This window comes from Ulvibacterium sp. (assembly GCF_028285715.1).
Classification (GTDB): Bacteria; Bacteroidota; Bacteroidia; order Flavobacteriales; family Flavobacteriaceae; genus Ulvibacterium.
This window is the reverse complement of the sequence record NZ_JANQOO010000007.1, coordinates 104,933-119,980: the sequence shown is the minus strand read 5'-3', so window position 1 is coordinate 119,980 and position 15,048 is coordinate 104,933. Positions and strand designations below refer to the sequence as shown.

Sequence of the window (15,048 nt, the reverse complement as noted above, 5' to 3'; positions counted from 1 at the left end):
CTACCTTTGCCTAAAATTTAAAGTATGGGTCGGTCGGACTACAATAGGGGAAGGAAATCTTCAGGAGGGCGAAGAAGTAGTTATGGAAAGCAACATAACCCTGGAAGGAATGCCACCGTTCAAAAACAAGTACAACGCAAACAGTCCTCAGACCCCGATTTGATTCGGTTGAACAAATATGTGGCCAACTCTGGGGTGTGTACCCGTAGGGAGGCCGATGTTTACATTGCGGCCGGTAATGTTACCGTAAATGGAAAGCCGATTACCGAAATGGGCCATAAGGTACGATTAAGCGATGAGGTGCGTTTTGATGGCAGGTTGCTTAATCCAGTTAAAAAAGAGTATGTTGTATTGAACAAGCCGAAGGATTTTACGGTCACTACCCGAAACGAAAAAGGAAAACGTACGGTACAGGGGCTTATTTCCAATGCTTCGAAATCCGAACTTTTACCAGTAGGAAAATTACATAATGATACTACCGGACTATTAGTGTTCACCAACGACACCGATTTGACCTTGCGTTTGAGCAGTCCTAAAAATGGACTCCGCAAAATCTATCATGTGGAATTGAACAAAACGCTGCGAAGTAGTGACTTAAAGAAAATACAGGGCGGATTGACCATAGATGAAAAAATGGTAAGGGTGCATGATGTCAGTTTTGTCGAGAATGCTCCCAAAAATCAAATTGGCATCGAAATTTATAGTACCCGTAGCAATATCGTACACAGGATTTTTGAAGAACTGGGTTATGGAATTGAAAAACTGGACAGGGTGATTTATGGCCCGTTGACCAAAAAGGATTTGCCTAGAGGGCATTGGCGGTATTTAACGGAGCAAGAGGTAATTAATTTAGGAATGATCAAATAACGGGCTATTACCCTTAATTGGATTTTAAGGGTGATTTTTTGTTTATAAGCTTACTGACTTCCTTCCAGAAAGTTACCTTGGAAGTACGCCCCCAGAAAATGCTTTCTTCTTCGGTATAGTCGTTGGCAAATAGTTTCAAAAAGGACATATGCTCATTTTCTCCATCACAATTTTCGAAAGCCATATCCCACTCTTTGAACTCCCTTTGCTCTACCTCGCTATGGGAAAGTAAACGTACTTGGGTATGGCGGAGGTCTTCCTTTATTTTGTCGAAGAGCTTAAGTACCTTTATTTGATTTCCCTCCAGATATTGAATAAAGATCCCTTCATAATAGAGCAAACAACCTGTAATTCCTTGACTATTGTTATAGATTCTGGCAAGTTCCAACATTTCTTGAATAGCCTCTTGCTTAAAACTGGGTTTGGCTATCGATTTGTACACTAAACTAAACACGATTTGTCTGTTGAAGATGGGATTATATAAAAATAATGCATTCTAGCCATTTTGGAAAATCACTATTGTGGCATCCTTTGGCCATAGCCAAGAAGATTGATTCCAAATCCATGATTTGGAAGGTGGAAGGGATGGTTTTTCAACCCTTTCCGTCAGCGCAAAGCACCGAAAAATTCCCTTAACCTGGGAAAAAGGCTCTTTATGGGTTACAGGATTTTATCCATCTTCGCCCTGATCTCCTTCAAACACAAATTCCCTAGACTGCCTTCGTGGGTGTGTGAAATATCCCGTTTTGGCTTGAAGTTTCCAGATTCAATTTCCTGCCCCATCTTTTTATACGCATCCCGAAAAGGCATTCCGACCTGTACCAATTCGTTCAGGGTATCCACACTAAAGAGGTAATCGTATTTGGGGTCTTCCAGAATACTGGTATTGACCCTTATTTCCTTTAAGCTAAATGTCAGAATCTCCAAGCAAGCCTTCAAATCTTGTAGGGCCGGAACAGTAATTTCCTTGACCAATTGCAGATCCCTGTGGTACCCACTTGGTAAATTATTGATAACCAAGGAGAGCTGGTTGGGTACCGCTTGTATTTTATTGCATTTGGCCCGCACCAATTCAAAGACGTCCGGATTTTTCTTGTGCGGCATAATACTGCTTCCAGTGGTCAGTTCATTGGGAAAGGAAACAAAGTCAAAATTTTGGCTCATGTACAGGCAAATGTCCATGGCTAGTTTTGATAAGGTAGCGGCAATGCTCGCCATGCCAAATGCTGCCCCTTTTTCCACTTTTCCCCGACCCATTTGGGCAGCCACCACATTGTATTTTAAGGTTTTGAAATCCATCTCCCGGGTAGTGAAGCTTCGATCTATAGGGAAAGAACTGCCATAGCCTGCGGCACTTCCCAACGGATTTTGGTCGGCTGCTTTATAAGCGGCCTCGATGAAATACAGATCAGCGATCAACGTTTCCGCATAAGCCGAGAACCAAAGCCCAAAGGAAGATGGCATGGCAATCTGTAAATGCGTATAGCCGGGCAATAAAACCTCTTTGTGCTTTTCCGCCAGGTTGAGTAAAAGATCGAATAATTCTTTGGTCTGACTTTTAATCGTGCTAAGCTCATCCTTCAAATAGAGATGCATAGCTACCAGAACCTGATCGTTTCGTGATCTTGCCGTGTGTATTTTTTTTCCGGTATCCCCAAGTTTTTCGGTGAGTAAAAACTCAATTTTGGAGTGCATATCCTCAAAGGAATCCTCTATGGTAAAGGAACCTTTTTCAATGGTTTTTGCAATGGTATCCAGTTCAGTGACCAAAGCTTCTGTTTCCGGATCCGTCAATAACCCCATTTTGCCCAACATCTTGGCATGGGCCTTGGAGGCGATTACATCGTATTTGGCGAGTACTAGGTCTAACTCACGATCATTGCCTACGGTAAATTGATCTATTTTCTTATCGGTACTAAAACCTTTATCCCAGAGTTTCATAAATATCGGTTAATAATTTAGCATGGACAATTGTCGATTGTACCACGTCAACTAATTCATAATCATTGCAAAAATCCTGTTAGGATTTTGATATACAGATCAATGCCTTCCTCAATCTCCCTTACATAAATAAATTCATCCGCCGAATGGGAACGTGTACTATCGCCCGGACCCAATTTCATGGATTGACAGGTCAATGCTGCTTGATCCGACAAGGTGGGCGAACCATAGGTCTTCCTTCCTAAAGCAATTCCCGATTGTACTAAGGGATGGTCCCTGTCTATTGCGGAGGAATTTAACCGTAATGATCGCGGTTTGAGCTCACAGGGCGCTTCTTTTGTCAAGATATCCGCGATTTCCTGATTAGAATAGGCATCATTGACCCGAACATCGACGACCAGGTCTACATGGCCGGGAACAACATTGTGTTGATTTCCAGCATTAATCTGTGTTACCGTCATTTTCGTCTCACCCAGAGCATCGGACACTTTTTTGAACTTATAATTTTTGAACCATTCCAATACTGGGATGGTATTGTAAATTGAGTTGTTGTCGTTGGGGTGGGCGGCATGGGATGGAGTACCTTGGATGGATGCATCAAAAACCACCAAGCCTTTTTCGGCAATGGCCAGATCCATTAAGGTGGGCTCACCAACAATGGCCACATCAATTTTGGGAAGACTGGGAAGTAATCCCCTCAAACTATTTTGCCCAGCGTTTTCTTCCTCCGCAGAGGCGACCATCAAAAGATTGTAGGATAGTCCTTCCAGCGCATAAAAGTGCACAAACGTCGCCAAGAGGGATACCAATGCCCCTCCCGCATCATTGCTGCCCAGCCCGTGCAATTTTCCATTTTCTATATGTGCCTGGAACGGATCCTTGGTATACGCGGAATTGGGTTTCACAGTATCGTGATGGGAGTTTAACAAAAGGGTAGGCTTTGCATCGTCCCAATATTTATTTTTGGCATAGAGATTATTGTTTTCGCGTTCAAAAGGAATGTCATAGAAGGCAAACCAAGCTTCCAAGGCGGAAGCTGTACCCTCCTCCTCACCCGAAAAAGATGGGATGGAAATCAATTCCATTAAAAGGGCTATTGCTTTTTCGGTAAGTTTTGCTTTCTCCATTTTTAAAGAGTTAAAGTAGTATAAAGACCGGGTTCCGAATCAATCATTGAAATAGCGCCGATGCAGACTTTATGCACGTTTTTTTGCAGTGCATGAAAACAATTCTCCAGTTTGGGCAACATACCCTGGGAAATAATACCTTTTTCCCGTAACTCCATGTAGTTTTTGTAATCTATGGTCTCAATAACTGAATTATCATCGGTCATATCCGACAATACTCCCCTCTTTTCAAAACAATAATACAATGTGGTCTCATAGCTATGACCCATACCTATGGCAATTTCCGAAGCTATGGTGTCCGCATTCGTGTTCAACAGCTGTCCCTTTCCATTATGGGTAAGCGCACAGAAAACAGGAACAAATCCGGAGTGTAACAAATTTGCGATTGCTTCGGTATTTACGATATCTATATCCCCGGCAAAGCCATAATCAATTTCCTTTACAGGTCTTTTATGTGCCCGGATCGCATCGGCATCCGCACCACTCAATCCAATGGCGTTACACGCTTGTGCCTGAAGCTTTGCTACAATGGTTTTATTGGCAAGACCTCCATAGACCATGGTCACGACTTCCAGACTTTCCGCGTCCGTGATTCTCCTTCCTCCTTCCATTTTTGGGGTTATCCCCATTTTTTTTAAGATTTGGGTCGCTTTCTTGCCGCCTCCGTGTACCAAGATTTTAGGACTCTCCATTTGGGCGAACAAGTTTAGAAAACCGGAAAGCTCTTCTTTGTTTTCTATGACATTCCCCCCAATTTTTACGACTGCCAGTTTGGATTTCATATTCACCTATTCAAGTTACGCGTTTAAAATTCCCCCGTCAATGGTCATGGCGCTGCCTGTAATCCAGGAAGAATCCTCGGAAACCAGGAAAAGGGCCAATTTTGAGATATCCTCCGGCGTACCCAATCGATTCAAAAGAGTTGTCTTTCCGGCATTTTCCACCGCGGTTTCAGGATCTTCGAAGGCCTTGGCCGAATCCCATAGCAATGGGGTATCCACCGGTCCGGGACAAATGGCGTTGACCCTAATTTTAGGCCCATATTCTACGGCCATTTGTTTCATTAAAGCCAATGAAGCAGCTTTTGAGGCACAATAGGCCGGATGGTTGGGAAAACTTTTAAAGGCCGCAATGGAGGAATTGATCAAAATGTTGCCTTCTCTTTCCAACAAATAAGGGATAGCGTATTTGGACAGATAAAAAATTGAGTTAAGATTGGTATCCAGTGTTTTTTGCCATTCTGCCAAATCCAGTTCAACCACGCTACCCAAGCCCAAAATTCCCGCATTGATGGAAAGCACGTCCAACTTTCCAAAACTTTCAATTGCGGCTTGGACTAATTTTTCGTTATAGGGAGCCTCACTGACATCACCGGGGATAAAAATGGCTTCCTTGAGCTTTGTGGCCAATACATTCCCTCTTTCTGTATTCCTACCAGAAAGAACAAGTTTTGCCCCTTCTTCGGAAAAGACCTCTGCTATTGATTTCCCCATTCCGCTTGTGGCCCCGGTAACAATACAGACTTTGTCCTTTAGTTTTTGTGACATGCGCTTTATTCCTTAATTTCTTCCAGAATTTTTTTTAAAACAATTTGAGCGGAATAAGTCCTGTTATCGGCCTGTTCTATAACTAACGACTGATTACCGTCCAAGACCGCATCTTCCACTACCACATTCCTGCGTACCGGAAGGCAGTGCATAAATTTTGCCTTGCCTAGTTTCTCCTGGGTGATCATCCAATCCGGATCTTGATACAACACCTTTCCATATTCCGAATAACTGCTCCAATTCTTCACATATACGAAATCCGCATCTTTCAAAGCTTTGTTTTGATCGTATTCTATTGGGACGCCCTTTGTAATTGCCGGATTTAGTTCATAACCTTTGGGATGGGTTATGATGAATTCCGCCTGTTGTTGTCGCATCATTTCTACAAAGGAATTGGCCACCGCATGGGGCAGGGCCTTGGGATGTGGTGCCCAGGATAATACCACCTTTGGTTTAGCTTTTTCGTTATGTTCGGCCAAGGTAATGGCATCCGCCAAAGCCTGTAAGGGATGGCCTAGAGAACTTTCCATATTTACTATAGGAACGGAGGCAAAGGCCGCAAATCCGTTGAGGACCAATTCCGCCTCATCCTTATGCCTGTCTTGCAAACCTGCGAAAGCCCTAATGGCAATGACATCACAGTACTGGGATACCACTTGGGCCGCTTCCTTAATATGTTCGGAGGTGCCTTGGTCCATAACCGTACCGTCTTGATATTCCAGCGCCCACCCCTCCTTACCAAAATTCATGACCATTACGTCCATTCCTAAATTCGAAGCCGCTTTTTGTGTACTTAACCGCGTCCTAAGGCTATTGTTGAAGAACAACAATCCTACAGTTTTGTTTTTACCCAAATTTTTTAATCCGAACGGACTTTTTTTCAGGGCCCTGGCTTCGGACACTAAATGGGTTAGGGAATCGATTTCGGTTATGGAAAGGAAATGCTTCATTATTTAATTTTGGTAAAGTTGCCGATTCCTTTTAGGGAATCCGTTATGAAATTGTCTTTTAACCCGTTTACGATCCAGGTCTCGATACCGGAATTCTGTGCGATGGTGGCCGCTTCTATTTTTGAATGCATACCACCGGTACCGTGTGTCGATTTTAAGGTGCTGATTTCCTGTTTTAAAGCACCAATTCCGGAGACGGAAGATATGGTCTCCGGGGTATCATTTTCCAAGGAGACTTTGGTATAGATCCCATTGGTGTTCGTGGCGATAATTAGCAGGTCTACCTGAAGCAAAGCCGCTGTTAAGGCGGCCAATTTATCATTATCGCCAAATTGGATTTCATCTGCGGCTACCGTATCATTTTCATTGATTATGGGAATAAAGTCATTGGAGACCAACACGTTTATGGTGCTTTTGATATTGGCCTTGGCGTTCGGGTTTTCAAAATCCGAATACGACAACAAGCATTGCGAGGTGAATAGTCCCAATTCCCTAAAATTTTCCTGAAAGATTCGCATCAGGTGGGGTTGACCTATAGCGGCCAAAGCCTGTTTTACATTGATTTCCGCGCCATTATGCTCCAATTTCACAAATTGTTTAGCCGCTGCAATGGCGCCAGAACTCACGATTATAAATTCATAGTCGTCCTGCAAGGATGCTATTTGCCTCCCAATATCCTCAATTTTCCCGCGGGAAATCTGATTGGTTTCCTTGGTTAAGGTATTGGTGCCTATTTTTAATAGGATTCGCTTTTTGCCCATAGTCTTGTTTTTACGCTATCGTATTTGTCCATTGCCTCGTACGTACCATTTATTGGACACAAGGTGCTGTAAGCCGATCGGGCCTCTTTGATGTAACTTGTCCGTGCTAATGGCAAGCTCGCCTCCCAACCCAAATTGCCCCCCGTCCGTAAAACGGGTAGATGCATTATGGTAGACCGCCGCGGAATCCACGCTATTCATAAAGATTTCGGCCGCTTCATCGTTTTGGGTGATAATTGAGGCGGAATGTCCACCACTATAGCGATTTATCTTAATGATTCCTTCTTCGATGTTCCTTACTTCACCCAGGACTATTTTGTAATCAAGAAACTCCTCATGCCAAATGGATTCGTCTGCAATTTTGGAAACCCCTTCAAACTGAACAAGTACATCATCACCTAGGATTTCCACATCACTTTTCCTTAAGACAGCGAGCAATTTTTTAATAAAGGAATCCTTGCCGGGAAGTTCGTTGTTGATCAGTACTTTGTCCAAGGCATTGCATGCGGATATTTTTGTCGTCTTGGCATTGATAATAATGTCCATGGCCATATCCAAATCGGCATCCTTATGTATGTATACAAAATTATTGCCCCTACCACTTACGATTACCGGACAGGTGGCATGCCGTTTTACAAAAGCGATTAGTTTTTCACTTCCCCGAGGAACGATTAAATCCACATTTTGGGTGGGATTTTCCAAAAAGGCCTGTGTTTGGGTTCGGTTAAACTGTAAATATTCTACCCAATCGGTGTCGGCACCGTTTTGTTTTAGTGCTTTGTGCCATAAATCTACCAAGACCAAGTTACTATTCAGGGATTCCTTACCTCCTTTTAATAAAATCCGATTTCCTGACTTAAATGCGATTCCTGCAGCTTCAATAGTGACATCGGGACGGGACTCATAAATGATGAGAACCGTCCCAAAAGGTGCCGTTTTATTGCTTACCTCCATCCCGTTCTCATGGGTAAATCGGTAACGCTCAATACCTAGGGGGTCATCGGATTCTTCCAGTTGCTTTAAGGACAACAGCATTTCCCCTATTTTGGCATCGTCTACCTTTAATCTATCGCGCATGGCGATATCCCCATTGGCAAAACTGGTCATATCCTTCGCATTGGCCGATAGCAAGGTTTTACTTTCCTGTTTTAGTAAATCGGCCATGGTCGCCAAAACGGCATTTCGCTTTTCTATATCCAAAATTAAACTCATACCAGTTCTGCTTTTAAGGCTTTGAAGAAAATATCCAAGTGTTCTTTAGTTACGTTGAGGGCGGGCAAGAATCGAAGCACATGTTTATTCTTTGCACCTCCCGTAAACATATGTTGATTAAAAATGAGTCGCTTTCTAAGGTCCGTCACTTCAAAATCAAATTCGAGGCCTAGCATAAGTCCTTGGCCCTTTACCCGTTTTACCTGAGGTATGGCCTTGGCTTTCTCGGTAAAATACTTCCCCATAAGAGTTGCGTTTTCCAACAAATCCTCATTTTCCAAAACCTCCAATACGGCTAGGGTCGCCACACAGGCCAAATGATTTCCGCCAAAGGTAGTGCCCAGCATTCCGTAGGATGCCTTTATGCTCTCATGAATCAACACACCTGCCACTGGAAACCCATTGCCCATGCCTTTAGCAATACTTATGATATCCGGTTGAATACTATGATGCTGAAATGCAAAGAATGTTCCACTGCGTCCAAAACCGGATTGCACTTCATCGGCGATCAACAGTGCCTCATGTTCCTTACAAAGCTGTGCCATAGTTTGGTAAAACTGGGTCGAAGGTTCATCCAATCCCCCAACCCCTTGGATGGCCTCAAGGATTACAGCACATACATCACCTTTTTCAATTTCCCTTTTAAAAGTCCCTATATCCTCGAAAGATAAAAAAGTGACTTGCTGTTGTTGGTTTATTGGGGCATTGATTCTGGGGTTGTCCGTGGCCGCCACAGCCGCAGAAGTTCTGCCATGAAAACTATTAGTAAAGGCAATGACCCTGGATTTTCCAGTTTGGAAGGAGGCCATTTTCAATGCATTTTCATTGGCCTCGGCACCCGAGTTGCACATGAACAGATTGTAATTCGGACAACCTGAAAGTTGCCCCAGTTTTTTGGCCAATTCTTCCTGTAAGGGATTTTTGATGGAGTTGCTATAAAACCCGATTTTATCCAATTGGTTTTTAAGCCGCTTTATATAATGCGGATGCGAATGTCCAATGGAGATGACGGCATGTCCCCCATAAAAATCCAAATACTCCTGACCTCTGTTATCCGTAACCACAATTCCCTGTGCGGAAACAGGGGTAACCTCATATAACGGATATACGTCGAATAATTTCATAGGTATGGTATAAAGTTCAAATTCAAACTCAAATTCGGAGGCATACTGAAGTGGTCAAAAATGCTTTTGTATTTGAGATTGATATTTAGGTCTTTTAGTTTCCGTGTTTCAAACTTCGCTTTTTAGAGTTGTCCTTCCTTGATTCTACTAATTTTTTCATAAGAGGCCACAATGCCCTGTATCAGTGAGGAACTCAATCCTTGGTGCTCCATTTCATTCAGACCCTGAATGGTACATCCCTTGGGTGTTGTTACCTTGTCAATCTCTGCTTCCGGGTGACTACCGGACGCAATCAATAAACTTGCTGCCCCATTACAAGTATGCATGGCAAGCTCTTGGGCTTCCTTGGCATCAAAACCCAATTGGATGGCCCCCTGCGTCGTTGCCCTGATCAAACGCATCCAAAAGGCGATACCGCTGGCGCAGATTACCGTTGCGGCCTGCATTTGTTTTTCGGGAATCTCTAGGGTGTGCCCCATCCGATTAAAAATAGCCTTGGCTAAATCAATCCGTTTCTGTCCCATGTCATTACTACAGACACAGGTCATGGATTGACCCACGGAAATGGCCGTATTGGGCATGCTGCGGATAATATATTTATCTTTCCCGATAATGTCCTCCATTTGGGCAATACTAAAACCTGTTATTGTGGATATAACCACATGGTTTTCGGTCAAAAGATTTTTAATATCCTTTAGAATTCTCTCCAACTGGCTGGGCTGTACCGCCAAGATCAACACATCTGAATTTTTAACGGCCTCACAATTATCGGTCGTTATGGTAACATTCCCATACTTTTCATAATCCTTAATTTCTGCAGTATTTCGTTTGGTAAGATACATAGTGGTGGCACCGTTGGTGTTTAATACACCCTTAGCGATGGAAAGTCCCAAATTTCCAGCTCCTATTATGGCTATTTTCATGCTTTTGAAATTTATTCGTTTAGGTATTGGTTTATACTCATCGAGAATTGAAATTAAAATACACCTGCTTTTAATTGTAACCCCAAATCCTCCTGAAATCCGAACATCAAATTCATGTTCTGAACAGCCTGGCCCGAAGCTCCCTTCAACAGGTTATCGATGGCCGAGGTAATCAAAAGGGTATTTTCATGTTTATGTAAATGGATATGACATTGATTGGTGTTCACCACTTGTTTTACATAGATGGGGCTGGAAGCGACATGGGTAAATACCGCATCGTCATAAAAACTTTTAAAAAGCACCATCGCGTCATCCTTACTTCCTTCAAATGAGGTATAGGCCGTGGCCAAAATGCCCCTCGTGAAATTTCCCCTGTTGGGCAAAAAGAACAATTCACCTATACTATTTCCAGAGGAAGATAAACTTTCATTGATTTCCCCCAGATGTTGGTGGGTAAAGGGTTTATACCAGCTGATATTGTTGTTGCGCCAACTAAAATGTGAGGTGGCCGAAGGACTTACACCTGCCCCTGTACTTCCCGTCATGGCATTTACGTGAACCTCATTTTGCAAAAGATCGGATTGTGCCAAGGGTAAAAGAGCTAATTGAACTGCCGTGGCAAAACATCCCGGATTGGCAATGTATTTGGCTTTCTTGATCTTCACTTTTTTTAATTCAGGTAAACCGTACACAAACTCCTTTCCATCGAAAATAGCATCGGCCTGCAATCTAAAATCGTTACTTAAATCTATGATTCTCGTATCCTTGGAAAATTGATGTCCCTTTAGGAATTGAGTAGAGTTGCCATGACCCAGGCACAGGAAAACAATATCCACATTAAGGTTTGCCTTGCCGGTAAATTCCAAGGAAGTCAGTCCCAGCAGATCCGGATGTGCCATTGAAACTTGTTGGCCCGTCCTAGTAGTACTGTATACAAAATCGATTTCAACCTCCGGGTGGTTCAGTAAAATTCGAATAAGTTCTCCGCCTGTATAACCAGATCCCCCAATAATACCTGCCTTAATCATAATTCTGGTTTACATGGTTCGCTATTTTTCCCGAATTGGAAAGAATTTTGATAAAACCTTTGGTATCATCCGCCGTCCAACCTTTGTTCATTTCCCCATAACTGCCAAAAGAAGCGTTCATCAAATCGTGTTCTGAAGAAATGCCGTTCAATCTAAACTGAAATGGATAAAGAGATATGAATACATCACCCGAAACGTTCTTTTGGGTGTCGGTGAGGAAGGCCTCTATATTTCGCATTACCTCGTCCAAATAGTTGCCTTCGTGCAATAGCATTCCGTAAAAATTGCCCAGTTGTTCTTTTTGGAATTGCTGCCACTTACTTAGGGTGTGCTTTTCCAATAGATGATGGGCCTTGATGATGATGAGCGATGCAGGAGCCTCAAAGCCCACCCGGCCCTTGATGCCAATAATGGTATCGCCGACATGGATATCCCTTCCAATGGCATATTTTGATGCCATATCCTCCAGCTTTATGATATTGTTTACCGAGGTGTCCTGTTGACCATCAATCGCGACCAATTCCCCCCTTTCAAAAGTGAGTTTCACATCAGCCGGAGTCTTTTCCCGCAATTGACTCGGGTAAGCAGAATCGGGTAGGGGCTTATGGGAGGTTAGGGTTTCATCACCACCAACGGATGTACCCCAAAGTCCTTTGTTTATGGAATACTTAGCCTTTTCCCAAGGATAATCCACACCGTTTTGATTCAGATAATCAATTTCCGTTTCACGGGCCAATTTATTATCCCTAATAGGGGTAATGATTTCAATATCGGGCGCTATGATCTGAAAGATCATATCAAATCGCACTTGATCGTTACCTGCTCCCGTACTGCCATGTGCGATGTATTGGGCACCGATTTTTTGGGCATGCTTTACGATTTCCAGAGCCTGTACAATCCGCTCTGCACTAACGGATAAGGGGTAGGTATTATTCTTTAAGACGTTACCAAAAATGAGATACTTCACTACTTTTTCGTAAAAGATCTGTACAGCATCTATGGACGTATAGGAGGTGGCGCCAAGTTCCAAAGCCTTTTGCTCAATGCTTTTAATTTCTTCGTTGGAAAATCCACCGGTATTTACGCTAACCGCATGTACCTCAAACCCTTTTTCTTTGGAAAGATATTTGGCGCAGTAGGAAGTGTCCAATCCGCCGCTATAGGCTAAAACTAATTTCTTCATTTTTGTTTCTTTTTTAGGAACAATTGTTCCTTTATGCTTTTTAATCTTTTAAAGGCCTTGCTGTTTACCTTTTCTTTTTTTGAGTTTTTTTGTTCGGCCGAGGCATCATACAACATTCCGGTGCATAAACACATTTTTTGTTCGGTCCGCGTAAGGATATCAAAATTCTTACAGGTCTGGCAACCTTTCCAAAAATCGGGATCATCGGTAAGTTCGGAAAATGTAACCGGTTTATAGCCCAATTCATAATTCATTTTCATTACGGCCAAGCCCGTTGTGATGCCAAATATTTTAGCCTTGGGAAACTTCTTTCTCGAAAGCTCAAAAATCTCCTTTTTAATTTTCTTGGCGAGCCCTTGGTTTCGATAGTCCGGATGAACGATAAGTCCGGAATTGGCTACAAAATCCTTATCGCCCCAGACCTCAATATAACAGAAGCCTGCAAACTTTTCCCCATCCAAGGCGATTACAGCATTCCCATTTTCCAGACGCTCTATGATATACTCAGGGGTACGTTTGGCAATGCCCGTACCGCGTACTTGGGCGGATTCCGATATGGTATCGCTAATAATTTGGGCATATTTAAAATGTGATGCGTTGGCAATAACAATTTCCATTGCTATCTGGTTAAAACATAAATATTAGAAAGATAATTATTGGATTTTGCGGAAATGGACTCACCTATTTCCAAAGTATATTCGCACCCTTACGGGCGACGGCGTGGAAAGAACGGACGTACTTGAGCTGGAATGCTCTTGGTGTTTGCTATGTATCTGTGCTCGTTCATAAGAGTATCAAATGTACAAATAATATTGAAACTGCCTAATCCAGGGAAGAATTTTTGTGGAAAATCCGTTTTACTCCCTTGAGCTTGAAAATTTCGTAAACCAAAAATCCATATACCGCAAAATATTCAATAGCGAGCAACCATAGGTTTTCCTTGAATTGGGTCTTGGAATAGGCAAAATAGCTTAATATGACCATGGCAGACCATACCAGAGCAAAGCGATATTCGGTAAAAATGACCAAGAAGACCAAAAAGACCAAATACCAGGGATGCACCGTTGTGGAAAGAAGGTAGTAACTTCCCAAAATCCATAACATACTGGTTATGAGCACTTGTATTTTTTTGTTGTGGGCCAAGAAGGTGAATAGAAGGGCTATGGCAATTATGGTCAATGGGGTTATTTTTCCATATATTTTAACCAGTTCCCAGGGTTTGGCATCAAAAAAGTTTACGGCCACTAGCTTTATCCCATTGTAAAGGCCTGCGTTGAATTCAAAATTGGAAAACCATAGCCCAACGGAATCGGAATAGTGCGCAAAGAATTCCGAAGTATAAAAAGGTCCCAGTAAAATGAGTGTGGTCAATGCAATTAATCCATAGAACGAGATACTCTTTTTTAATCCTAAATGTGTTAGAAATAAGGGCAGGAACAACAAGGGTACCAGTTTTACAGAAATAGAGAGGGCATACGGAATAGCGGCCCACAACGCTTTTCCTATAGATAGCAAATACAAGGCCCACACAAAAAAGAAGAGCATCACACCTTCAAAGTGGAGATTTCCCGTTAGTTCAATGATAACAAGGGGATTTAGAAAATACCAAAATATGAGATGTGGAGAACGGTTTAAATTTTTGAGCAATTTTCGTCCGAAATAGAAAATGCCGATATCGGACAAAATAATGATGACCCTCATGGCCATAACCGAACCCAAGATACTTTTGCCTCCCAGAAGGGCTGCCAGGGCAAAAATAAGCTGATTCATGGGAGGGTAGTTGCTAAAGTGGCGTGCACTTAGTCCTCCCATTCCTTGGTGTAGTTCCTTTGCATTGGCAATAACAAGGTCCTTTTGCCCTATAAGTATATCAGGAACCTCCAGATATGGGTTTAGCATATGGCTTACCAATTCCCCGTCCCATATAAATCGATAAAAATCCTGGGACAAATTGGGCTCGGCCCATAGGAATATCAAGCGAAACAGTATGCCGACCACGAGAAGAAACTTAAAATTCCATTTCTCGAATTGAATAAGTTTAAAGGACAGGAAGAACAACGCCGCAAAAAGCGTGATAAGCTTTATGAAGTCCGACCGTATCAGGTGGTATGCAAACGTAAAGTAAAGGGCCAAGCCCAATAGTGCCAATATAATGGGCACTTTATGAAGTTTCCAATAGGTAACAATTGGGTAGGGCATTTAGTTTCGGATGTCTGGTTGTCGCAAAACACCGAAAATTAGGGAATAAAATTGAATGTTTAAACCCGGGAAGCGGTTTTAGTCGTTGTTTTAAAAATTTTTGTTCCCGGTCACTTTCAAGCTCTTCTTCCGGGCGATACGCGGCCCAAAACATTTTAGTTTATGGTGTAAAACTGCATTAAAGAG

At 42.6% G+C, this 15,048-nt stretch carries 15 protein-coding genes; 1 reads left to right on the top strand and 14 read right to left on the bottom strand.

Annotation, left to right across the window (positions count from 1 at the left end; genetic code table 11):
• Positions 1-24: 24 nt before the first annotated feature.
• A complete protein-coding gene (locus Q0993_RS02845) occupies positions 25-867 on the top strand; it encodes a pseudouridine synthase (RefSeq protein WP_299529579.1) in 843 nt (280 codons plus the stop codon).
• Between the two features lie 13 nt (positions 868-880).
• Here the strand turns inward: Q0993_RS02845 and Q0993_RS02840 are convergent, their stop codons facing one another.
• The 14 genes from Q0993_RS02840 to Q0993_RS02775 all read right to left on the bottom strand — a co-directional run bounded on the left by Q0993_RS02840 (position 881) and on the right by Q0993_RS02775 (position 14,862).
• On the bottom strand, positions 881-1,309 hold the full coding sequence (locus Q0993_RS02840) for a BLUF domain-containing protein (RefSeq protein WP_299529578.1): 429 nt from the start codon (positions 1,307-1,309) through the stop codon (positions 881-883).
• Between the two features lie 218 nt (positions 1,310-1,527).
• Positions 1,528-2,808: an argininosuccinate lyase gene (gene argH, locus Q0993_RS02835; RefSeq protein ID WP_299529577.1), complete on the bottom strand. Its 1,281-nt coding sequence runs from the start codon at positions 2,806-2,808 to the stop codon at positions 1,528-1,530.
• A gap of 62 nt (positions 2,809-2,870) precedes the next feature.
• Positions 2,871-3,935, bottom strand: coding sequence for a M20 family metallo-hydrolase (locus tag Q0993_RS02830; protein WP_299529576.1), 1,065 nt, complete (start codon positions 3,933-3,935; stop codon positions 2,871-2,873).
• 2 nt (positions 3,936-3,937) lie between these two features.
• Positions 3,938-4,717, bottom strand: coding sequence for an acetylglutamate kinase (gene argB, locus Q0993_RS02825; protein ID WP_299529575.1), 780 nt, complete (start codon positions 4,715-4,717; stop codon positions 3,938-3,940).
• A 15-nt stretch (positions 4,718-4,732) separates the two neighbouring features.
• The gene (locus Q0993_RS02820) at positions 4,733-5,482 is read right to left on the bottom strand and encodes an SDR family NAD(P)-dependent oxidoreductase (protein WP_299529574.1); all 750 of its coding nucleotides are present in this window, start codon (positions 5,480-5,482) and stop codon (positions 4,733-4,735) included.
• Positions 5,483-5,487: 5 nt separating this feature from the next.
• Positions 5,488-6,432, bottom strand: a complete 945-nt coding sequence (locus Q0993_RS02815) for an acetylornithine carbamoyltransferase (RefSeq protein ID WP_299529573.1) — start codon at positions 6,430-6,432, stop codon at positions 5,488-5,490.
• Positions 6,432-7,193 (bottom strand): glutamate 5-kinase, encoded by a 762-nt coding sequence (gene proB, locus Q0993_RS02810; RefSeq protein WP_299529572.1) that lies wholly within the window; start codon positions 7,191-7,193, stop codon positions 6,432-6,434. The genes Q0993_RS02815 and proB overlap by 1 nt, the downstream gene beginning before the upstream one ends.
• A 15-nt stretch (positions 7,194-7,208) precedes the next feature.
• A complete protein-coding gene (locus Q0993_RS02805) occupies positions 7,209-8,405 on the bottom strand; it encodes a glutamate-5-semialdehyde dehydrogenase (protein WP_299529571.1) in 1,197 nt (398 codons plus the stop codon).
• On the bottom strand, positions 8,402-9,529 hold the full coding sequence (locus Q0993_RS02800) for an aminotransferase class III-fold pyridoxal phosphate-dependent enzyme (protein WP_299529570.1): 1,128 nt from the start codon (positions 9,527-9,529) through the stop codon (positions 8,402-8,404). Before Q0993_RS02800 ends, Q0993_RS02805 begins: the two co-directional genes overlap by 4 nt.
• A 122-nt stretch (positions 9,530-9,651) precedes the next feature.
• Positions 9,652-10,452 carry a pyrroline-5-carboxylate reductase gene (gene proC / locus Q0993_RS02795; RefSeq protein WP_299529569.1) on the bottom strand — a complete coding sequence of 267 codons (801 nt, stop codon included), beginning with the start codon at positions 10,450-10,452 and terminating at the stop codon, positions 9,652-9,654.
• Positions 10,453-10,505: 53 nt separating this feature from the next.
• The gene (gene argC / locus Q0993_RS02790; RefSeq protein WP_299529568.1) at positions 10,506-11,480 is read right to left on the bottom strand and encodes an N-acetyl-gamma-glutamyl-phosphate reductase; all 975 of its coding nucleotides are present in this window, start codon (positions 11,478-11,480) and stop codon (positions 10,506-10,508) included.
• Complete coding sequence (gene argG / locus Q0993_RS02785) at positions 11,473-12,663, bottom strand: argininosuccinate synthase (protein ID WP_299529567.1); 1,191 nt, start codon at positions 12,661-12,663, stop codon at positions 11,473-11,475. Before argG ends, argC begins: the two co-directional genes overlap by 8 nt.
• Entirely contained in the window at positions 12,660-13,280 is a 621-nt protein-coding gene (locus Q0993_RS02780) for a GNAT family N-acetyltransferase (protein WP_299529566.1), read from the bottom strand. The genes argG and Q0993_RS02780 overlap by 4 nt, the downstream gene beginning before the upstream one ends.
• A gap of 205 nt (positions 13,281-13,485) precedes the next feature.
• Positions 13,486-14,862, bottom strand: a complete 1,377-nt coding sequence (locus Q0993_RS02775; protein WP_299529565.1) for a mannosyltransferase — start codon at positions 14,860-14,862, stop codon at positions 13,486-13,488.
• Between the last annotated feature and the right edge of the window lie 186 nt (positions 14,863-15,048).